This window comes from Paracoccus mutanolyticus (genome assembly GCF_003285265.1).
GTDB classification, from domain to species: Bacteria; Pseudomonadota; Alphaproteobacteria; order Rhodobacterales; family Rhodobacteraceae; genus Paracoccus; species Paracoccus yeei.
This window is the reverse complement of the sequence record NZ_CP030239.1, coordinates 19,869-41,206: the sequence shown is the minus strand read 5'-3', so window position 1 is coordinate 41,206 and position 21,338 is coordinate 19,869. Positions and strand designations below refer to the sequence as shown.

At 68.0% G+C, this 21,338-nt stretch carries 13 protein-coding genes, 1 tRNA gene, 4 pseudogenes and 1 riboswitch; of the genes and pseudogenes, 7 read left to right on the top strand and 11 right to left on the bottom strand.

Going from position 1 to position 21,338, the window contains the following annotated elements; genetic code table 11:
- Nucleotides 1-21 precede the first annotated feature (21 nt).
- From hflK to DPM13_RS00160, 3 genes are all read left to right on the top strand, one after another.
- Entirely contained in the window at nucleotides 22-1,227 is a 1,206-nt protein-coding gene (gene hflK, locus DPM13_RS00170) for an FtsH protease activity modulator HflK (RefSeq protein ID WP_112887216.1), read from the top strand.
- Nucleotides 1,227-2,324, top strand: a complete 1,098-nt coding sequence (gene hflC / locus DPM13_RS00165; protein WP_028720918.1) for a protease modulator HflC — start codon at nucleotides 1,227-1,229, stop codon at nucleotides 2,322-2,324. The genes hflK and hflC overlap by 1 nt, the downstream gene beginning before the upstream one ends.
- Before the next feature lie 94 nt (nucleotides 2,325-2,418).
- A complete protein-coding gene (locus DPM13_RS00160; protein ID WP_112887215.1) occupies nucleotides 2,419-3,591 on the top strand; it encodes an IS701 family transposase in 1,173 nt (390 codons plus the stop codon).
- Nucleotides 3,592-3,790: 199 nt separating this feature from the next.
- On the opposite strand, the gene DPM13_RS21600 is transcribed toward DPM13_RS00160, so the two are convergent.
- The 6 genes and pseudogenes from DPM13_RS21600 to DPM13_RS00140 all read right to left on the bottom strand — a co-directional run bounded on the left by DPM13_RS21600 (nucleotide 3,791) and on the right by DPM13_RS00140 (nucleotide 11,831).
- Complete coding sequence (locus DPM13_RS21600) at nucleotides 3,791-4,393, bottom strand: transglutaminase-like domain-containing protein (protein ID WP_223252230.1); 603 nt, start codon at nucleotides 4,391-4,393, stop codon at nucleotides 3,791-3,793.
- Entirely contained in the window at nucleotides 4,294-4,776 is a 483-nt protein-coding gene (locus DPM13_RS21595; protein ID WP_223252229.1) for a transglutaminase N-terminal domain-containing protein, read from the bottom strand. Before DPM13_RS21595 ends, DPM13_RS21600 begins: the two co-directional genes overlap by 100 nt.
- Nucleotides 4,773-7,177: pseudogene (locus tag DPM13_RS00150) on the bottom strand (circularly permuted type 2 ATP-grasp protein). Before DPM13_RS00150 ends, DPM13_RS21595 begins: the two are co-directional and overlap by 4 nt.
- Nucleotides 7,178-7,185: 8 nt before the next feature.
- Nucleotides 7,186-10,253: pseudogene (locus DPM13_RS00145) on the bottom strand (transglutaminase family protein).
- A complete protein-coding gene (locus DPM13_RS21585; RefSeq protein WP_223252227.1) occupies nucleotides 10,250-10,504 on the bottom strand; it encodes a transglutaminase N-terminal domain-containing protein in 255 nt (84 codons plus the stop codon). Before DPM13_RS21585 ends, DPM13_RS00145 begins: the two are co-directional and overlap by 4 nt.
- A 154-nt stretch (nucleotides 10,505-10,658) precedes the next feature.
- On the bottom strand, nucleotides 10,659-11,831 hold the full coding sequence (locus DPM13_RS00140; protein ID WP_112887214.1) for an AI-2E family transporter: 1,173 nt from the start codon (nucleotides 11,829-11,831) through the stop codon (nucleotides 10,659-10,661).
- 116 nt (nucleotides 11,832-11,947) lie between these two features.
- Nucleotides 11,948-12,071, top strand: a riboswitch (TPP riboswitch).
- A 74-nt stretch (nucleotides 12,072-12,145) separates the two neighbouring features.
- On the opposite strand from DPM13_RS00140, the gene DPM13_RS00135 reads away from it, so the two are divergent.
- Nucleotides 12,146-12,793: a TenA family protein gene (locus DPM13_RS00135; RefSeq protein ID WP_112887213.1), complete on the top strand. Its 648-nt coding sequence runs from the start codon at nucleotides 12,146-12,148 to the stop codon at nucleotides 12,791-12,793.
- Here the strand turns inward: DPM13_RS00135 and DPM13_RS00130 are convergent.
- The gene (locus tag DPM13_RS00130) at nucleotides 12,775-14,022 is read right to left on the bottom strand and encodes an Hsp70 family protein (RefSeq protein ID WP_112887212.1); all 1,248 of its coding nucleotides are present in this window, start codon (nucleotides 14,020-14,022) and stop codon (nucleotides 12,775-12,777) included. The two genes, DPM13_RS00135 and DPM13_RS00130, sit on opposite strands and share 19 nt — an antisense overlap.
- Nucleotides 14,023-14,078: 56 nt before the next feature.
- Nucleotides 14,079-15,548 (bottom strand): MATE family efflux transporter, encoded by a 1,470-nt coding sequence (locus tag DPM13_RS00125; protein WP_112887211.1) that lies wholly within the window; start codon nucleotides 15,546-15,548, stop codon nucleotides 14,079-14,081.
- Nucleotides 15,549-15,804: 256 nt separating this feature from the next.
- On the opposite strand from DPM13_RS00125, the gene DPM13_RS00120 reads away from it, so the two are divergent.
- On the top strand, nucleotides 15,805-17,106 hold the full coding sequence (locus tag DPM13_RS00120; RefSeq protein WP_112887210.1) for an MFS transporter: 1,302 nt from the start codon (nucleotides 15,805-15,807) through the stop codon (nucleotides 17,104-17,106).
- Between the two features lie 119 nt (nucleotides 17,107-17,225).
- Here the strand turns inward: DPM13_RS00120 and DPM13_RS00115 are convergent.
- Both DPM13_RS00115 and DPM13_RS00110 read right to left on the bottom strand, forming a co-directional pair.
- Nucleotides 17,226-17,939, bottom strand: a pseudogene (locus tag DPM13_RS00115) (IS5 family transposase); the annotation flags it as partial.
- 326 nt (nucleotides 17,940-18,265) lie between these two features.
- Nucleotides 18,266-18,340, bottom strand: a tRNA-Thr gene (locus tag DPM13_RS00110).
- Nucleotides 18,341-18,543: 203 nt separating this feature from the next.
- Between DPM13_RS00110 and rpsB the strand changes: the two genes are divergently transcribed.
- Together rpsB and tsf are read left to right on the top strand one after the other, a co-directional pair.
- Complete coding sequence (gene rpsB, locus DPM13_RS00105; RefSeq protein ID WP_028720292.1) at nucleotides 18,544-19,323, top strand: 30S ribosomal protein S2; 780 nt, start codon at nucleotides 18,544-18,546, stop codon at nucleotides 19,321-19,323.
- A 102-nt stretch (nucleotides 19,324-19,425) separates the two neighbouring features.
- Nucleotides 19,426-20,336: pseudogene (gene tsf, locus DPM13_RS00100) on the top strand (translation elongation factor Ts).
- A 78-nt stretch (nucleotides 20,337-20,414) separates the two neighbouring features.
- Here tsf and DPM13_RS00095 read toward each other — a convergent pair.
- On the bottom strand, nucleotides 20,415-21,281 hold the full coding sequence (locus DPM13_RS00095; RefSeq protein ID WP_189654781.1) for a helix-turn-helix transcriptional regulator: 867 nt from the start codon (nucleotides 21,279-21,281) through the stop codon (nucleotides 20,415-20,417).
- Between the last annotated feature and the right edge of the window lie 57 nt (nucleotides 21,282-21,338).

Genomic DNA, 21,338 nt, shown 5'->3' with positions numbered 1-21,338 from the left:
CAGACGAGGCGAGAGACACGCATGGCGGGACAAGGCCCCTGGGGCGGCGGAGGAGATGACGGCAAGGGCGGCAAGGAGCCGCCGCAGGGGGGCCAGCGGCCCTGGGGCAGTGCCGGCGGCAATCAGGGGGATCGCAACCCGGGGCCGCAGGGCCCGCGCCGGGGCGACCAGCGGCCCGAGATCGAGGATCTGGTGCGCAAGGGCCAGGACAAGCTGCGCGTGCTGATGGGCGGCAAGGGTCCGGGCGGCCCGCGCGGCGGTCCGGGCGGCCCGCGCCGGCCCTCGGGCTTCCAGATGAGCCGGGGGTCCTGGGGGCTGGTGGGCCTTGGCGCCGTCGCGGTCTGGGCCTTCATGTCCTTCTATACCGTTAACCCCGAGGAACGCGCCGTCGAACTGCTGTTCGGCCGCCCCTTCGCCACCGCGGACGAGGGCCTGAACTTTGCCCCCTGGCCGGTCGTCCGGGCCGAGGTCGTCTCGGTTTCGGGGGAACGCACGACGGAAATCGGCACCGGCCGCGCCGGGCCGATGGATTCGGGCCTGATGCTGACCCGCGACCAGAACATCGTGGACATGGCCTCTCAGGTCGTCTGGAACATCTCGGACCCCGAGAAATACCTGTTCAACCTGGCCGACCCCGAGGACACGATCCGCGCAGTGGCCGAATCCGCCATGCGCGACATCGTGGCGCGCTCGGAACTGGCGCCGATCCTGAACCGCGACCGCGGCACCATCGCCGAGGACCTGAAGCTGGCCGCGCAATCGACGCTGGACGCCTATGAGTCGGGGATCAACGTGGTGCGGGTGAACCTGGACCGCGCCGACCCCCCGCGCGAGGTGATCGACAGCTTCCGCGAGGTGCAGGCCGCCCAGCAGGAACGCGACCGGCTGGAAAAAGAGGCCGATGCCTATGCCAACCGCGTCCTGGCCAATGCCCGAGGCGAGGCCGCCGCCCTGATCGAACGCGCCGAGGCCTATCGCGCCGACGCCGTGAACACCGCCGAGGGCGAGGCCGCGCGCTTCATCTCGGTCCATGACGAATATATCAAGGCCCCCGACGTGACACGCCGCCGCATGTATCTGGAAACGATGGAGAAAGTCCTGGGGCAGGCGAACAAGGTGCTGATCGACGGTCAGGCCGGGCAGGGCGTCGTGCCCTATCTGCCGCTTGACCGCCTGCGTCCCGGCCAACCCGCCGCAACCAATACGCCGAACGGGGGGAACCAGTGATGAACCGTGCGATCTCGATGCTGCTGCTGCCCTTCCTGATCGTGGTGGCGGTGCTGGTCATGGCCTCGGTCTATATCGTCGACGTGCGCCAGAAGGCGCTGGTCCTGCGCTTCGGTGAAGTGGTGGACGTGCGCGAAAACCCCGGCCTGGGCCTGAAGGTGCCCTTCATCGACCAGGTGGTGCGCTATGACGCGCGCATCCTTGGCATCCCGACCCCGCCGATGGAGGTGACGCCGCTGGACGACCGCCGGCTGGTGGTCGATGCCTTCGCCCGCTGGCAGATCACGGACGTGGTGCAGTTCCGCCGCGCCACCGCCGCCGGGGGCGTGCAGTTCGCCCAGCAGCGGCTGGCCGACATCGTGACGAACGCGATCCGGCAGGTGCTGGGCTCGGTGCCCTCGACGACTGTGCTGTCGGACGACCGCACGCCGCTGATGAACCAGATCCGCGACCTGGCCCGGCAGAACGCCGAGGATCTGGGTGTGCGCGTCATCGACGTGCGCCTGACCCGGACCGACCTGCCCGAGCAGAACCTGAACGCCACCTATGCCCGGATGCGCGCCGAACGCGAGCGCGAGGCCGCCGACGAGATCGCCCGCGGTGGCGAGGCGGCGCAGCGCGTGCGCGCCGCAGCCGACCGGACCGTGGTGGAACTGACCTCGGAAGCCCGCAAGAAGGCCGAGATCGTGCGCGGTGAGGCCGATGCCCGCCGCAACGCGATCTATGCCGCAGCGTTCGGCCGCGACCCCGAGTTCTTTGCCTTCACCCGGTCGATGACGTCCTATGAACGGGCGCTGCGCGGGGAAAACAGCTCGCTGGTCATCCAGCCCGAGGGCGAGTTCTTCGATTATCTGAAAAGCGATGGGGCCGAGCGCGCCAACCCGGTGCCGGCGGCGGCTGCGGCCGCGCTGTCGGTCGTCGCGCCCGCACCCGCCGTGGTGCCGGCGGCGACCGAGGCCGACGTGCCGCCGTCGGAGACGAACCGCGAGGGCGAGCCCCTGGGCGAGGCGGCGGGCGTCACCCTGACTCCGATGCCCGAGGTGCTGTCGAGCCCACCGCAGGAACAAAGCGTGGTTCCGACGACACCCGCGAACTAAGCCGGCAGTTGCATTCTTTTCGTCCCTCTGAATCAGTTCAGCCTTCGCCTCGCAGGTAGGGGCATGACGGGGCGCGGCCTGGTTCCAAGATACGCTGGAGCTTTGGGCTTCCTCACTCCGTGAAGTAAAGGCTCGAATTCGGCCGCTGTTTACGCAGGAACGGGTTGCGGCATCGGCCGGTCAGTTTCTCGACGGCTTGTTGGGTGAGGAACGGCGCAAGACGGGTTGGATGCGGGCCGAAGCGGCTGGAGATCCGGGCCCCTGGCGTCAGCAGGCGATATTGGGTCGTGGCCATTGGGATGCCGACGCGCTGCGCGATATTGTGCGGGACTACGCCGTGGAAACGCTGGCTGATCCCGAGGCGGTGCTGGTGATCGATGAAACCGGTTTTTTGAAGCAGGGCCACGCCTCCTGTGGGGTCGCGCGCCAATATACGGGGTCGGCAGGAAAGATCACCAATTGCCAGATCGGCGTCTTCGCCAGCTACGTCTCGCAGCACGGACATGCTTTTATCGATCGGGCCCTCTATCTGCCGAAAGCATGGGCTGAAGCTCCGGTCAGACGAAGCCGGGCCCATGTGCCCGAGGCGGTGGAGTTCGCCACTAAACCTGCCATCGCCCGCAGCATGATCGAGCGCGTGCTCTCGACCAAGGTTCCATTTTCCTGGGTGGCCGCCGACAGCGTCTATGGCGTTGGCGATATCGAAATAGCACTGCGCCGCGCTGGAAAAGGCTATGTCCTGGGTGTCAGTTCCAAGCACGCCTTCAATTCCTGGGGGAAAGCCTATGCCGTCAGCGGGACGGCCGGGAGCATCGCGGAAGACTTGCCGCCCGAGGCTTGGCAGCGTCTTTCGGCCGGCGCGGGCACCAAGGGCGAGCGGCTTCACGACTGGGCCTACCTTGATCTCGCCGATCTCGATGCTGGCGAATTCAATGCTGATCTCAGCGGCGTATGGACCCGGGGCCTGCTGATCCGACGCAATATCTCCGATGGCGAGTTGGCGTTCTTCACCACATGGTGTCCGGAGGGCACGGGCATGGAAACACTGGTGCGTGTCGAAGGACATCGCTGGGCAATCGAGGACAGCTTCGAGACCGCAAAGAATGAACTCGGCCTCGATCACAACGAGACCCGTTCCTGGCACGGGTGGCACCGCCATGTATCGCTGGTCATGCTGGCCTTCGCCATGATGGCTACCATTCGCCATCACGCCAATGTCGAACCGCCCAAAAAAACGATGCGCAGGCTGCCAAGGAACCCAAGCTGATCCGCTGGTCAATTCAGGAGATCCGACGCATCGCCAATCGGCTGGCCCAACGTCAGATTGACCCGGCTGCTCTCACCCTGACTCCGATGCCCGAGGTGCTGTCGAGCCCACCGCAGGAACAAGCGTTCCGACGACACCCGCGAACTAAGCCGGCGTGACAAAAGAAAGGGGGCGGGGCCGCGGTCCCGCCCTTTTTCGTTCAGCCTTCGCCGGCAGGTGGGGGCATGACGGGGCGGGGCCTGGTTCCAAGTTCGGGACCCGCGCCCGGCGGGCCCAGCGGCGACCACAGGGCGCGCGGGTCCTGCACGGGGGATTCCTCGATGTCGACGGAATGGCTGCTGGCCTGCCGCCCCTCCAGCCGCAGCATGCCGGCGACCGGGGCCACCTCGTCATAGTCGCGGCCGAAACCGATGTCGATGTGATCGCCCAGCGCGAAGCAGGCGTTGGTCGGATCATAGTCGATCCATCCGGTTTCCGTCCCGCACCAGGCGCGCACCCAGGCATGGGTCGCATCCGCCCCCACAAGCCGCGGCTGGCCGGGCGGCGGCAGGGTGCGCAGGTAGCCCCCGACATAGGCCGCCGGCAGGCCCAGGCTGCGCAGCGCCCCGACCATGATCTGGGCAAAGTCCTGGCAGACCCCGCGCCGCATCTCGAAGGCCTGGGCCGGGGGCGTGTTCACGTCGGTGGCCTTGCCGTCGAAGGTCATGTGCCGATGCAGCGCAAGGCCCAGCATCTCGAGCGCCTCGCGGGCGGTCGCGGCCTTGGCGGTCGCCTGCCGCGCGAAGGCCGCGACGGCGGGCATCGGCGGGATCCGCTCGGTCGGGGCCAGGAAATGATGCGGCGAGGCCGCATCCAGCGGCGTGTAATGGGCGGTTTCGGCCGCTGGTGGGACAGGGGGGCGGATATGTCCAGACCGGGGTCGTGGCCGATGCGCTCGACCTCGGCATCCAGCACCAGCTCCAGTTCGCTCAGGCCCGGAGGCATGACCAGTTCGATCACCCGCGTACCGTAGAAATCGCGGAACTCGGCCGTCTCGTCGGGGTCGGGCTCGATGCTGACCTCGGCGCGCAGCAGCGTCTGGATGCCGGGAATGACGGCCGGCAGGATGCGGAACAGCTGCCGTCCCGCGCCCGCCGGGCGGTCGAATTCATAGCGGAACGCCACCTGCATGGAATAGATCGTCACCGCAGATACGCCTCGGTCAGAAGATCGGAGAGGTCGGCGATGGCGATGCGCAAGTCGTTCAGCGCCAGGGTCGTCAGGGTTTCGGGCGTGTGGGTCGCGACATCGGTCTGCAGGCGCAGCATGGCGCGGCCCAGTTCGGAATATTCGCCGTGGCTGGCGGCACCGGGCAGTTGCTCGATCTGCGCCATCATGTGGTCGACCTGATGGCGCAGCGACCGCGGGTTCAGCGGGTCCAGCATCAGCAGATCGATCACGGTCTCGCGCGAGGTCGAGACGCTGAAGCGGCGGCGGTGGGTCAGCACGCTGTCGCCCAGTTCGACGCACAGGTCCAGCGCGCCGGGCGGGGCGGTGTCGTCGGCCAGCGCCGCGACCACGGCCGTCATGCCCGAGGCGCGTTCGTGCATCCGGCCCAGCGTCAGGAAGCGCCAGCCCAGAAAGCGGTACATGTTTTCGTGCACCAGCCCCGAAAATCCCGCCAGCTTGCGCAGCAGCGCCGACAGCGCCCGCGCCGCGTCGTCCCCGGCGGACACCTTGCCGGCCATGCGCCGCGCGCTTTTTTCAAGGTCGGTCAGCGCCGACCAGCCATCGGGCGAAAAGCGGTCGCGGACCTGCCCGGCGCTTCCGACGGCGGCGGCCAGCGTGTCGATCAGCCCCGTCGGCAGCGGCTGGGCGGGGTCGATGCCGTAGCTTGCCAGCAGGGCATCGATCACCTCTTGCAGGGGCAGGGCGCCGCGTCCGCTTTCGGCCAGGCGGATGTGGCGCGCGCGCAAAAGCCGGACGATGCCTTCGGTCCGTTCGACATAGCGCCCCATCCAGAACAGGTTGTCGGCCGCCCGCGACGGCAGCGCGCCGGGGGCCGAGCGGCGGAACGGCCCCTTCCGGGGCGGCGCCATGGTGACGGCGGGCACATCCGTGGGGCTGACGATCCAGACATCGGCCGCCGCCCCGCCGCGCTGCATGGCCAGCGCCGTGGGCTCGGCCGAGACGCCGACGCGGGCAAAGCCGCCGGGCATGACCTGCCAGCCCTGCCGGGTGCGCGCCAGAAACACCCGCAGGCCAAGCGGGCGCGGCACGATCCGCCCCTCGACCAGGGCGGGCGTGGTGGACAGGGTGACGGTTTCCTGCGCGACAAGCTCGGGCCCCTCGGCGGCAAGCAGGCGTTCCAGTTCCGCGCGCGGCAGGCTTGAGGCAAGCGTCGCCGACCCGCTTTCAAAGGGCAGGGCGGTGGCAAGCGCCTGGCTGAGCGCGAGGCGCTTGGGGTCCTCCAAGACCACGGCGCGTTCCGCCGCGCCCCCCAGCCACCAGGTCGCGATGTTCGGCATCGCCAGCGGCGCCCCGGTCAGAAGCGGCGCGAGCTTGGGCAGGAACGCCATCATCGCCCGGGTTTCAAGCACGCCCGAGCCCAGCGCGTTCACCATCGTCACGCCGCCGTGGCGCAGAGCCGAAACCATGCCCGGCGTGCCGATGCGCGAAGCGGGGTTCAACTCCAGCGGGTCGGTATAGTCGCCGTCCATCCGCCGCCACAGGATGTCGATGGGCCGCAGTCCCGACACGGTGCGCACCATCAGGCGGCCTTGCGCGACCACCAGGTCGTCGCCCTGCACCATCGTGAAGCCGAGATAGCGCGCGATCCAGGCGTGTTCGTAGTAGGTTTCGTTCAGTGGGCCCGGGGTCAGGATCGCGATGCGGGCGTCACGGTCGCTGCGTTCGTCCATCAGCGCGTCGCGAAAGTCGCGAAAGAACCCCGCCAGCCGGTGGACGTTCTGATTGTCGAACACGTCGCTGAATGCGCGCGAGGTCGCCACACGGTTTTCCAGCGCATAGCCCGCGCCCGACGGCGCCTGCGTCCGGTCCGACAGGACCCACCATTTGCCATCCGGGCCGCGCCCGATGTCGAAGGCCACGAAATGCAGGTAATGCCCGCCGCGTGGGCGCACGCCCACCATCGGGCGCAGCCATTGCGGGTTCGCCGCGACCAGCCGCGGCGGCAGATGGCCCGAGGCGACCAGCCGGTTCTGCCCGTAACGATCGGCCATCACCGCCTCGAGCAGTCGGCGCGCTGGATCAGGGCGGCGCTGACCTCGGTCCAGTCGCGCTCGGCGATCAGAACCGGAATGTGGCTCAGCGGCCAGGGCCGCTCGGTCGAGGTGCCGGTGTCGTACTGGCGATAGAACACCCCCGAGTCGCGCAGATACTGGTCGGCGCGGGTCAGGGCGCGGGCCATGCCTTCGGGCGAAAAGCGCCGCAGGTGGCGCAACAGCGGGCCCCACAGCGGCCGCAACCGCCCGTCCGGGCGCATCAGCTCGTCCGGGACGCCGGGCGGCGGGCGATAGTCGGCCAGCCCCAGGTCAAGACCCTCGGGCCGCGGCGGCGCCACGCTGGCTGATGTCGCAGGTTCCATGCCCCCGACTAGAGGCCCTGGGGCCGGCGCAGGTCAAGCGTCATGGGAAACTCGGGCGAAAAACGCTCGGCCTGTGGCTGGAAACCGTAGCCCGGCGTATGGCCCGAGGGCTGGAAGCGCGCCAGCCTGCGGGCCTCGGCCTCGTTGCTGTTCACGGGGAAGGTGTCGTAGTTGCGCCCGCCGGGATGGGCGACGTGATAGGTGCAGCCGCCCAGCGACATGTTCGACCAACTGTCGAAGATGTCAAAGGTCAGCGGCGCGTCGACCCGCAGCACCGGATGGATGGCCGAGGTCGGCTGCCAGGCCTTGTAGCGCACGCCGGCGACCGACTCGCCCCCGCCCACGTCGCGCATGGGCATGGGCCGGCCGTTGCACAGCACCAGATAGCGCCCGGGGTCCGCCGTGGTCAGCCTGGCCTGCAGCCGTTCGGTCGAACTGTCGGTATAGCGCACCGTGCCGCCGATGGCGCCGGTTTCGCCCAGCACATGCCAGGGTTCCAGCGCCTGCCGGATTTCAAGGTGGGTGCCTTCGTATTCGACCTCGCCGCAGAAGGGAAAGCGGAACTCCAGCTGCGCCTTGAACCATTCCTCGCGCAGCGGAAAGCCGTGCTGGGCCAAGTCCCGCAGCACGTCGCGGAAATGCTGCCAGACTAGTGCGGCAGCATGAACGCGGTCGTGCAGGCGGTGCCCCAGCGGGTCAGCGGCCCCTGCGCAGGGCTGGCCCAGAACCGCGCGATCAGCGCCCGGATCAGCAGTTGCTGGGCCAGGCTCATGCGCGGGTCGGGCGGCATCTCGAAGCCGCGGAATTCGACCAGGCCCAGGCGGCCGGTGGGACCGTCTGGGGAATAAAGCTTGTCGATGCAGATTTCGGCGCGATGCGTGTTGCCGGTCACGTCGGTCAGCATGTTGCGCAGCAGGCGGTCCACCAGCCAGGGCTGCGGCGGCATCCCCGCGCCGGGCGTCGGGATCTGGGCCAGCGCGATCTCCAGTTCGTAAAGCGCATCGTGGCGCGCCTCGTCGATGCGCGGAGCCTGGCTGGTCGGGCCGATGAACAGGCCCGAGAACAGATAGCTGAGCGACGGGTGCCGGTTCCAGTGCAGGATCAGGCTGGCCAGCAGGTCGGGCCGTCGCAGGAAGGGGCTGTCCATCGTGGTATGGCCGCCGACCACGACATGGTTCCCGCCGCCGGTGCCGGTATGCTTGCCGTCGATCATGAACTTGTCGGCGCCCAGACGGGACTGGCGCGCCTCGTCATAGACGGCGGTGGTGATGTCGACGCAATCCTGCCAGCCGTGGGCGGGGTGGATGTTGACCTCGATCACGCCGGGATCGGGGGCGACGCGGATCACGTTCAGGCGCGGGTCCTGCGGCGGCGGATAGCCTTCGATGTGGATCCGCAGCCCCAGGCGCAGGGCGGCCGCCTCGGCCGCGTGCAGCAGGTCCAGGTAATCCTCGAGCATGGTGACCGGCGGCATGAAGACGCACGCCGGCCGTCGCGCGGCCGACCGTCAGGGCGGTGCGGACATGGCCCTCGATCCGGCCGCGGTTTGGCCGGGCATGGCCTGCTGGGGCGGGCTGGCGATGAAGCTGGCCATGGGCTGGGTCCGGCGCGCGGGGTGCGGCGCCGTGGGCGGGGGCAGGTCCGGCCGGGAGACGGTCGGGTCCATCGGCTTGACAAGGGGATCGGCGGGCGTCAGATGCGGCAGGCTGCTCAGCGGCAGGCGATAGCCCGCGGCGCTGTCGCCGGGTGTCAGATAGACCTTGCCGCGCCGCAACCGCCAGCGTTCCGAAAACCACTTTCGCCCGCCGGCCCGCGCCTGCCAGGGCTGGACCGGCAGGACGAAGCCCACCGGCTGGTTCAGGCCGCGGTTGAAGACCTGGGCGATGCGATGACGCTCCTCGGGGTCCTTGAGCTTGCTGTTCTCGGGGCTGACGTTCTCGGGCAGGTTCGCCTCGCGCAGCAGCCATTCGGCGGGGTCTTCATAGGCGGGCAGGATATTGTCCTGCGGCACGTCCAGTTCGGCCGCGATCTCGCGCAGCAGTTCCTGGGATTGCAGGGGCGTGGCCTGCTGGTCCACGCCCTCGGCCGCGATCAGGTCGGGGTTCTGCCAGATTGGCTGGCCGTCGCGGCGCCAGTACAGCGAAAAGGTCCAGCGCGGCAGGCTTTCGCCGGGATACCACTTGCCCTGGCCGTAATGCAGGAAGCCGCCCGGCGCAAAGCGCGTGCGCAGCCGGCGGATCAGCTGGTCGGCCAGGGCGCGCTTCTGCGGGCCCACCGCGTCGGTGTTCCATTCCGCGCTTTCGAAATCGTCGATCGAGACGAAGGTGGGCTCGCCCCCCATGGTCAGGCGCACGTCGCCTTCGGCCAGCGCCTGGTCGACCTTGCGTCCCAGCGCGTTCAGGTCCTGCCACGCCTCGTCGGAAAAAGGCTTGGTGATGCGCGGATGCTCGGCCACCCGGCGGATGCGCATGTCGAAGTCGAAGGCGGTTTCCGCCGTGCCGTAGAACCCGCCCGAGATCGGCGCCGCGTTGCGGTAATGCGGCGTCGCGGCCAGCGGAATATGGCTTTCCCCGGTCAGCAGCCCCGAGGTCGGGTCCAGCCCGATCCAGCCCGCGCCGGGAATATAGACCTCGGCCCAGGCGTGCAGGTCGGTGAAGTCGTGGTCGGTCCCCGAGGGCCCGTCCAGCGCCTGCAGGTCGGGCTTCAGCTGGATCAGATAACCCGAGACGAAGCGCGCGGCAAAGCCCAGATGGCGCAGCGCCTGCACCAGCAGCCAGCTGCTGTCGCGGCAGGACCCGCTGGCGGCGGCCAAGGTTTCCTCGGGCGTCTGAACGCCGGGCTCCAGCCGGATGGTATAGTTCACCCGTTGCGAGATCTGGCTGTTCAGCCAGACGATGAAGTCGGTCGTGCGCCGGCTTTCGCGCGGGATGGCGTCCAGCAGGCCCTGCAGCAAGGGTCCGGCGGGCTCGGGCCGGCGATAGATCACAAGCTCGTCAAGCAGGTCCTCGGGGTAGTCGAACGGCCAATGCTCGGCGCTTTCCTCGGTGAAGAAGTCGAAGGGGTTGTAGACGGTCATGTCGGCGACCAGGTCGACCTCGTCTTCAGCTCGCGCACCGGCTCGGGGAACACGAAACGCGCCAGCCAGTTGCCGAACGGGTCCAACTGGTGGTTCACGAAATGCCCGCCCGGGCTGACCTTGAGCGAGTGGGAAATCACCCGCGTGCGCGACCAGGGCGCCGGGCGCAGCCGGATCACCTGCGGCCCCAGGATCACGGGCCTGTCGTAGGTGTAGTGGGTCAGGTGATAGATACCGGCTTTGATCGACATGGCCCCTCTGCCTTGTTGCCTTTGTCACTGGGTAACAGTGCCTGCCGCGACAGCAAATGTCGCCTGCCGTTTTGCACCCGGCTTCGGAACGCTGCGAAGGATTGCCTGCCGTGGCGGCACCGAAGCGCCGGTTGCTGCCCGGCAGACGGGCAGATCAGCGCGGCAGGTCCTGCACCACCGGCAGGCCGGCGGCGCGCAATTCGTCCTCGGCGATCTCGCGCTGCCATTCGCGCCAGATCGACACCAGCAGCGCCATCAGCACCGGGCCGACGAACAGGCCGACCAGGCCCATCGTCTTGACCCCGCCCACCAGGCCGAAGAACGTGGGCAGGAAGGGCAGCTTGACCGGGCCGCCGACCAGCATCGGGCGGATCGTCTTGTCCACCACGAACAGTTCGCACGCGCCCCAGGTGACCAGCGCCAGCCCCGCCACCGGCGCCCCGCTGGCCGCCAGATAGATCGACACCAGCGTAAAGCACAGCGGCGCCCCCCCGGGTATCAGCGCCATGAAGCCCGTGATGACCCCCAGCGTCACCGGAGATGGCACGCCCGCGATCCAGTAGGCGGTGCCCAGGATCACGCCCTCTCCGATGGCGATCAGAGTCATGCCGGTCACGGTCGAACTGATGGTGGCCGGCACCACGCGCGACAGCCGATCCCAGCGTTCGGGCAGGATGCGGGTGCCGACGCGGTCCAGTTGCGCCACGATCCGGTCGCCATCGCGATACAGGACGAACAGCGTGATCAGCAGGAACAGCGCGTGCAGGAACAGGTGGAAGGCCAGCGACCCCGCCGTCAGCGTGCCGCGCCAGATGGTGCCGATGTTCGACCCCGACACCGCCTGCACGATTTCGCTGATGCCGCCCGGGTGGCCGATATAGGTGCGCCACTGTTCGTCCAGCCAGGGTCCGATCTGGGGCAGCTCGACCATCCAGCCGGGCGTGGGCGCGCCGGCGGCATTCACCAGGAACGCCCAGCTGATCCAGTCCCTGAGTTCGCGGAAGGCATAGACCAGCGCCATGGCGATGGGCACGACCAGAAAGCAGACCAGCACCAGCACCATCACCGAGGCGGTGATCGTGCGCCCCATCCGCTCGACCCCCCGGCGGCGCAGGGGCCAGCTGGCAAGCGCGATGACCGTGGCCGCCAGCACCGGCACCAGGAAGCCGTGGAAGAAATAGACCGAGGCCAGCACGATCGCCAGCAGCAGCCAGCGCGCCGCCGAGACATTGGTCAGAAGCGGTGGGCGGTGGGCACGCAACCCGGTTGCCTGCACCGTCCGCCTGGCGGGATTGTCGGGGCCTGCTGCTGCCTCGTTGGTCTTCATCGTCCTCGCCCAGATATGCAGCCTACATCAACGCAGATCGCCCCGGGCTGCAAGCGGGGAATCGGTGCTTATCAGTCCAGGGCAGGGTGACACGGCGATGACGCCGCGCTAGACCGTTCGCCACCAAGGGGAGTCCCGGCAAGGGGCTGAGAGTTCGCTGGCGTCCCGGAATGGGCGGCGCGATGACCCTTAGAACCTGATCCGGATCATGCCGGCGAAGGGATGGGAGAGATGCGCCTGCCTGACGCCGGCCTCACCTGCGAGGCCGAACGATGACGAACCAAGGTCTCGCCCGCCAAGGGAAAGGGCGACCCATGACCGAACGCTTTACCGAAACCTTGCGCCGCGCCAGCGAACCCGAATGGTCGGCCGCCGTGCAGCACCGCTTCGTGCGTGAGCTGTGCGACGGCACGATCCCGGACACGGTGATGGGCGCCTATCTGGTGCAGGATCACCGTTTCCTGGACGCGTTCCTGACGCTGCTGGGGGGCGCCATCGCCTCGGCCGACGGTTTCCAGGCGCGGCTGCGCCTTGGCCGCTTTGCCGGCATGGTCTCGGGTGACGAGAACGACTATTTCCTGCGCAGCTTCGCGGCGCTGGGCATTTCGGATGCGGCGCGGGCCGCGATCCCCGACAGCGCGCCGACGGCCGGGTTCCAGGCGATCATGCGCGAAGCGGCGGCGACGCGGTCCTATGCGGCGATCCTGGCGGTGCTGACCGTGGCGGAATGGCTGTATCTCGACTGGGCGTCGCGCGCCCCCCGGCCCATGCCCGGGACCTTCGTCCATGCCGAATGGATCACCCTGCACGACAACCCGTTCTTTCGCGACTTCGTGGCCTTTCTGCGGGACGAGCTGGACCGTGTGGGACCGAGGGCCGAGGCGCAGGCGCGGGATTTCTTCACCCGCGCCGTCGCCTTGGAGCGCGCCTTCTTCGACGCGACCTATACCAGCGCGTCCTGAGCGGTCGCCAGCGCGAGCCCGTCGACCACGGCGGTGAAGGCATCCGAACGGTCCAGCCGGGCCTGCGGGCACAGCGCCCGCATGGCCTCGGCCACCAGCCCCATCAGGCTGGAGCCGCCGACCAGGATCACGCTGCCGACCTGCGCGGGCGCGATGCCCGCCAGGTCCAGGGTCTGGCGCGCGGCCCGGGACAGATCCCCGCCATGGGCGGCAAGGGCGCCGCCCATGCTGTCCGGGGTGACCGGGCGGCGCAGGCCGGGCTCGATGAAACCCATGGCGATCCAGGCGTCGCCGCCGCCGTTCGCCGCGATCTTGCCGCGCTCGACCGCAAAGGCCAGCTCATGGCCCAGCTCGTCCTCGAGCACGGTGACAAGCCGCTCCATCGCGGGGCGGTCCTGGGCCACCCGGGCCATGTCGGCCGCCATGCGCCGCGTCTCGGGCGTGTAAAGGAACGGGATGCGCGCCCAAGTCGCAAGGTCCGAATAGACCCCATTCGGCACCGGCAGCAGCCCCGGACCCATCTGCCGGCGCAGCGAACCGCCATGGCCCAGCGCGGGCATGGCATGGGTCATCGACACGGCATGGTCGAAATCCGTCCCGCCCAGCCTTATGCCATGGCTGGCAAGGATGCGCGGCCCCGTGCCCTCATGCCGGAATACCGAAAAGTCCGAGGTGCCGCCGCCGATGTCCACGACCAGCCCGGGCGCGCCGGCAAGGCCCAGCCCATGGGCGGCCAGAGCCGCGGCCTCGGGTTCAGGCAGGAAATCGACCTCGGCAAAGCCTGCCGCCAGATAGCAGGCCCGCAGATCGGCCTGCGCCTGCGCGTCGCGCGCCGGGTCGTTGGAATGGAAATGCACCGGCCGGCCCGACAGGGCACGGGTGAAGCGGCGGCCCGTCGCCGCCTCGGCCCGGGCCTTCAGCACGGTCAGGAAATCGGCGATGATGCCGGCAACCGTACGCCTTTCCCCGCCGATCAGCCGCGATTCGTGCAGCAGGGGGGTGCCCAGCACGCTTTTCAGCGCGCGCATGTAGCGGCCCTCGTCGCCCGCGATCAGCGCCTCGGCGGCGGCGGTGCCGATCCGCATGGCGCCCCGGCGCGGGAAGAACACGGCGGTCGGCAGGGTCTCGGCCCCTTCCTCGATGGGAAGGCGGCGGATGCGGCCGTTCTCGATCACGGCGGCGGCGCTGTTCGACGTGCCGAAGTCGATGGTCAGGATGTCGTCCTGCATGGCAACCCCTTTCGGAAAAGCCCGGGCTGATAGCGGCAATCGCGCCGCTGGGCAAGCTATTCCGCCGGGTCACGCGCCGGGGGCAGGGCGGGGTTGCGCGGGCTGGTGGGCGGGCCCGCCTCGGTCGTGACGGACGCGGCCTCGGCGGTGTGGCCGTCCAGATCCGCCATGACATGCAGCTTGCGCCAGCCGCCGTGCAGGTAAAGCACCGTCGCCATCAGCATGGTCGCGACCATCGCCGCCGGAAAGCTGAGCCACAGCGCATCGACCCCCAGCCTGTCGCGCAGGCCCAGGGCGACGCCCAGCCGGACCGGGTACAGCGACACGGTCAGGATGATCAGCGGCCAGAGCACCTGACCGTTGGCCCGGATGGTGCCGAACAGCACCATGCTGACCCCGAAGGCCACGAAGCCCCAGGTCGCCAGCCGGCCGATGTGCTGGCCGATGGCGATGGCGGGGCTTTCGGCGCCCAGGAACAGCCCCAGCGCCGCCCGATCCGCGACCAGCAGGACAAGGACCAGCCCGCCGGTCAGCAGAAAGTTGAAGACAATGCCCGCCCGGGTGATCTGCGACACCCGGTCCCAGCGCCCGGCGCCGATGTTCTGCGCGGCCATCGCGCTGACCGCTGCGCCCAGGGCCATGGCCGGCATCTGCACATAGGTCCACAGCTGCTGCGTCGCGCCGAAGGCCGCGGTCGTGTCCACCCCTTCGCGATTGACCAGCGAGATCATCGTCAGCATGGCCGAGGACACCACCACCATCTGCAAGCCCATGGGCAGGCCCTTGGACAGCATCAGCCGCAGCACGGGGGGCGCCGGGATCAGCAGCCGCAGGTCCGGCCCGGCCAGCCGCAGCGGATTGCGCCGCAGATACAGGTATCCGACCATCGCGATCAGGCTGACATAGTTCGCGACCGCCATCGCAAAGGCCGAGCCCCCGATCCCCATGCGCGGGGCAGGCCCCATCCCAAGGATGAAGACGGGGTTCAAAACGACATCAAGAATGACGGCCAAGCCCATGAAGATCAAGGGCGTCACCGCATCCCCCGTGCCGCGCAGCGCCATCATCAGCATGGTCTGCAGCAGGATCGCCGGCATGGCGAAGAAGGTTACCCGCAGGAAGTCGCGGGCCAGCGGCGCGATCTCGGGCCCGGTGCCCAGCAGCGCCAGCACCTGCGGCGCCAGAAACCAGCCCGCGACCGAGATGAGGATGGCGAGCGGTGCGAAGGTGCCCACGGCGGTGCCGACCACCTCGCGCGCGGCGGCGATGTCGCGCCGGCCCACGGCCTGCCCGATCAGGATGGTCGAGGCCATGCCGAAGCCGAAGACGAAGGCCGTCAGCAGGAACATGATCAGGTTGCCGTTCGTCGTCGCGGCCAGCGCGTTCTCGCCCAGAAGGCGCCCGACCCAGACCGCGTCGATCGAGCCGTTGGCCGATTGCAGCACCGACGATCCCAGCGTGGGCAGCGCGAAGGCAAGCAGCGTCGCATAGATCGGTCCGCTGGTCAGATCGGTGCCCTGTCTCATCTGCGTCGTCTCCCTGCGGCCGCGGCCCAGGCGTCAGGATGCGCGGCCCGCGCGCAAGGGCAAGGGCGAAACCGCAAGGCTTCGCGAAACCCGGGCTTTGGGCGGAAAATCGGCAATGCTGTTGCGCGACGCCGTCACGAAGCCGCAATTTTCCTGTCGCCTGCCATTCAACTCGGCTGCGGAATGGGATAGGGGCAGCCTGCCAAGGCGTCCCGGGTGACGCCCGAAGACCCCCGAAATTTGCGGACTCAAGAAAATGACTGACCACAACCTCGAGGCGCCTCGCCGGGCTGCGCTAGGCGGAAAGCGCACGAATTCGCCGGCGCAGGTCCTGCTGGCGAGCCTGATCGGCACCACCATCGAATTCTTCGACTTCTATGTCTATGCCACGGCCGCCGTGCTGGTGTTTCCGGCGCTGTTCTTTCCCGCCTCGGACGCGACGACGGCCTTGCTTGCCTCGTTCGCGACATTCTCGATCGCGTTCTTTGCCCGCCCGCTGGGCGCCGTCGTGTTCGGCCATTTCGGCGACCGGATCGGGCGCAAGGCCGCGCTGGTCGCGGCGCTGCTGACGATGGGCGTTTCGACCGTCGTGATCGGGCTGTTGCCCACCTATGCCCAGATCGGCGTCGCCGCGCCCGCGCTGCTGGCGCTGTGCCGGTTCGGGCAGGGCTTTGGCCTGGGCGGCGAATGGGGCGGGGCGGTGCTGCTGGCCACCGAGAACGCGCCCGAGGGCAAGCGCAGCTGGTACGGCATGTTCCCCCAGTTGGGCGCGCCGGTCGGGCTGTTCCTGTCCTCCGGCTTCTTCTGGGTGCTGCTGCATTTCATGAGCCAGGAGGACCTGCTGGCCTGGGGCTGGCGGCTGCCGTTCCTGTCCTCCATCGTGCTGATCGTGCTGGGGCTGTGGGTGCGGCTGTCCATCACCGAAACCCCCGAGTTCGCCGAGGCCGTCAAGCGCGACCAGCGCGTGTCGGTGCCGGTCGTCGAGGTGTTTCGCAACTACAAGCGGAGCCTGTTCCTGGGCACGTTCGTCGCGCTGGTGACCTTCGTGCTGTTCTACATCTGCTCGGCCTGGCTTCTGTCCTATAACGTCAAGGTCCTGCAGATCCCGTTCCTGGATGCGCTGAAAATGCAGATCCTGGGCGCGGTGATCTTTGGCATCGCCATCCCCATCGCCGGCAAGATCGCCGACCGGGTGGGCCGGCGTCCCTTCCTGATCGTGGTGACGCTGCTGATCGCGGCCTTCTCGTTCACGCTGGCCCCGCTGATGAGCGGCGGCGAGGCGCGGATCTATGCCTTCATCGCGCTTGGCATGTTCCTGATGGGCCTGACCTATGGCGTGATCGGGGCGGCGCTGGCCGCGCCCTTCCCGACGAAGGTGCGTTATACCGGCGCTTCGATCACCTTCAACTTCGCCGGCATCTTCGGTGCGTCGCTGGCGCCCTACGCCGCGACCTGGCTGCAAAAGACCTACGGGCTAAGCCATGTGGGCTATTACATGCTGGGCGCCGCGGTCATCACGCTGCTGTGCATCCTCGCCTCGGGCCGGGAAGAGGTCTAACAGGCCGCTGAAATAGTCGATGAGCCGGAATGGTTTCCCGTCTTGGCGACTGATGGGGATCATGGCCGGGCGCTTCGGCACGGAGGGCATAGTTGCCTGATGCTCAGTCCGGTGGTCATGCCCGCAGCAGCAAAGGTGCGCTCGACGACCCATCTGCGGGGCAGGACCTCAAAGCCATTCGCGGTGTCGGACCGTTTGACGATCTGCAACGTCCAGGTGCCCATTCTGTCGAGCGCGCCGCGCAACTTCGGCCCGGCATATCCTCCGTCTGCGAAGACATGCCGAAGCCAGGGGCAGAGATGACGGATGGATTTCAGAACCGCCGGCGCGCCATCGCGATCCTGAATGTCGGCGGCATGAACCACCAGCCCGAACAGCAGGCCGATGGTGTCAACGACGATGTGGCGCTTGCGTCCCTTGACCTTCTTGCCCGCGTCGAAGCCGCAAACGCCGCCGCTTTCGGTGGTTTTCACGCTCTGGCTGTCGATCACCCCCGCGCTCGGGCTGGCCTCGCGGCCTTCCAGCACTCGCGTCTCCATCGCAAGCTCGAAGCGCATCGACGCGAGCAGGCCGCTGTCGCGCCAGTCGTAGAAATACCTCTGCACGGTGGAACAGGGTGGGAAGTCCTTCGGCAGTTGCCTCCATTGGCAGCCGGTCGTCGCGATGTAGAGGATCGCGTTCATCACCTCCCGCAAATCGGTCCGGCGTGGGCGTCCAAGCCGGCGTGGCGACGGCATGAAGGGCATGACCAACGCCCATTCCCGATCAGTCACATGGTCTTGCGTATCGCGGCAGTCCCGCCGTCTCCCGGCGGGCGATTTCAGTCCGGGCATGCTGGCTCCGGCATTTGCCGCGATCACAACCTCTGAAACCGCTCAACCCTTTTCAGTGCAGCCTGATAAGGCGCGACGCCCGCCCGGTTCATCGCCGGGCGGGCGCCGGCGTGTGTATCGGCTGAAACTGCCGATGCGGGACAGACGGCACCGAAAGGTCCAGCGCCATGGCGGGCGCGGCAAGGACCAGCCCGGCAAGGCAGGTCGCGACGATCCTGAACATGAAAACACTCTGAAACACTTAATCCGATCGGGGATAAAGGGGCGGGAAGCCGCTGAAAACATGCCGTTTCGGACAGGAGCGGTTCGTGGGGAATGAAGGGCTGTGGTGCCGGTTGAGGGGATTGAACCCCCGACCTTCGGTTTACAAAACCGCTGCTCTACCGCTGAGCTAAACCGGCCCGCAGCCCGGATAGCGAAGGACGCGGCGCGGTGCAAGCGTTTCCCGTGCCGACAGGGCTTGCAATCGCTTGGCAAAAGGACTATCTCGCGCGCACTTCACAGGTGGGGTCGGGCCTCAAAGGGAGAAATCCTTCGACGGTCCACCGGTTGGGGCATCTGCCCTGAAAACCCCGCCAAGGCGCAAACCGGAAAGGAACATGGAATGGCGCTTCCCGAATTCTCCATGCGTCAGCTTCTTGAAGCTGGCGTTCACTACGGCCACCAGACGCAGCGCTGGAACCCCCGCATGGCCGAGTTCATCTATGGTGAACGCAACGGCATCCACATCTTCGACCTGACCCAGACCGTTCCGATGCTGGACGCGGCGCTGCAGGTCGTGCGCGACACCGTCGCTAAGGGCGGCCGGGTGCTGTTCGTCGGCACCAAGCGTCAAGCCCAGAAGGCCATCGCCGACGCCGCCGAGCGTTCGGCGCAGTTCTACATGAACCACCGCTGGCTGGGCGGCACGCTGACCAACTGGAAGACCGTGTCGCAGTCGATCCAGCGCCTGAAGGCGCTTGACGAGACGCTGGGTTCGGGCGCCGAGGGCCTGACCAAGAAAGAGCGTCTGCAGATGGAACGCGAGCAGGCCAAGCTGCAGGCCTCGCTGGGCGGGATTCGCGAAATGGGCGGCCTGCCGGACCTGCTGTTCGTCATCGACGTGAACAAGGAAGACCTGGCCATCCTGGAAGCCAAGAAACTGGGCATCCCGGTCGTCGCGGTCGTCGACACCAACTGCTCGCCCAAGGGCGTTGACTATATCATCCCGGGCAACGACGACGCCGCCCGCGCCATCGCGCTGTATTGCGACCTGGCCTCGCGCGCCGCGCTGGACGGCATGACCGCGCAGATGGGCGCCGCCGGCGTCGACCTGGGCGCGCTGGAAGCCTCGGTCGAGGAAGAGCTGGCCGGCGAAGCCACCGAAGAAACCGCCGACGCCTGATCGGAACGGCCCCGCGGCCTGCGGCGGCGGGGTTTTTTACGGAACAGTCATCAGGCGGGGATAAGCCCCGCCTGACGCATTGAAGAGCTAAGGAGACATGGGATGGCTATCACCGCTGCTATGGTGAAAGAGCTGCGCGAGACGACGGGCGCGGGCATGATGGACGCCAAGAAGGCGCTGACCGAGACCGAGGGCGACATGGATGCCGCCATCGACTGGCTGCGCACCAAGGGCCTGGCCAAAGCCGCGAAAAAGGCCGACCGTGTCGCCGCCGAGGGTCTGGTGGGCGTCGCCGTGGCCGACGGCCGCGGCGTCGCGGTCGAGATCAACTCGGAAACCGACTTCGTCGCCAAGAACGCGGACTTCCAGGCGCTGGTCGCCGAAGTCGCCAAGGTCGCCCTGCAGACCGGCGAGTCGGTCGAGGTGGTCAAGGCCGCCGACCTGAACGGCGAGACGGTCGAGACCGTCATCACCAATGCCATCGCCCGCATCGGCGAAAACATGACCTTCCGCCGGATGCACGTCCTGGAAGGCGACACCGTGGTGTCCTATGTCCACAACTCGGCCGCCGAAGGCATGGGCAAGATCGGCGTGCTGGTCGCGCTGACGGGTCCCGCCGACAAGGCGCAGGCGATCGGCAAGCAGTTCGCGAGCACATCGCCGCGACCAACCCGCTGTCGCTGTCCGAGGCAACGCTGGACCCGGCCGTGGTCGAGCGCGAGCTGCAGGTCCAGACCGCCAAGGCGCTTGAGGAAAACGCCTCCTCCGCCAAGCCGAAGCCCGAGCAGGTGATCCACAACAACATCATCCCGGGCCGGATGAAGAAGTTCCTGTCGGAAAACACCCTGCTGGGCCAGTCCTTCGTCATCAACCCCGACCTGACGGTCGAGCAGGCCGCCAAGGAAGCGGGTGTCGAGATCACCGGCTATGCCCGCGTTGCCGTCGGCGAAGGCATCGAGAAGAAGGAAGAGGACTTTGCGGCCGAGGTCGCCAAGACCCTCAGCGGTTCCTGATCGCCCCTTCGCATTGAACGACAAGGCGCCGGTCCCCAGGGGCCGGCGCCTTTCGTCTGCGCGCTGCCCGCGGGCGCGTCACGCGTTACCGGCAGGCTGCCCCGGCTGCTCGAAACTGACAAAGTTCCAGGGCGTGTCGATCTGCCCCAAGTCGGGGTCGGGGGGCTGCATGCTGCATGCCTCGCCCGGATCGACAAAGATGACGCGCCGGCTGCACGCGATCAGTACGGCGTGGGTGGTCGTCTTGGCCCCCAGGGCCTTGCGCGCCAGCCGCAGGTGCTTTTCGACGGTGGCGACGGACACTTTCATCCGCTCGGCGATGTCCTGCGTCGAAAGACCCAGGCCCGTCAGCTCCAGCGCCTCGCGCTGGCGGATGGTCAGGACCTCCTCGGCCCGGCGATAGGGCAGTTGCGCCAGCCGCTGGTGCAGCAGGTTGGCCAGCAGCTCCAGCTCGCGGCCCGCATGGGACCAGCGGGCATCGACCATCTCCTGGCTGGCGCCGACCCCCGCCAGGAACAGGATCCCGCCGCGAAGGCGGGGCGCGCGGTCGGCCAGGCTCAGGGCCATGCCGGCGCCATGGCCGAACTGCTCGAAGATCTCCAGCGCCAGGGCCTCCGAGGCGGTCAGCATGCCCGCCAGCCTGCGTCGGCGCGCCCAATCAAAGCTTTGCGCGCCCTGGTTGCGCACGATCCAACGGCGCATCGGCACATGGTCCATCAGCTTGCGGTTCACGATTTCGCGCGCAAGCGGGTAGGGTAGCGAAGACAGTTCGACCCCGTCCAGGATGACATGTTCGCCCATGCCGCGCAACACGCGATGCGCGACATAAAGTTGATGTGGAAAGCCGCGCCGCAGGGCCTGGCGTGTAAAAACCGTCCAGGCGTCCTCGGCCTTTCTTGCGCCGAGAAGTTCCTCGACGGCGGGCAATAACTCCCTGCTCTTCATCAAATCGTCCATGGTGTACCACCCAAGGGCATGATTATTGCGGGAAGGTCAACCATA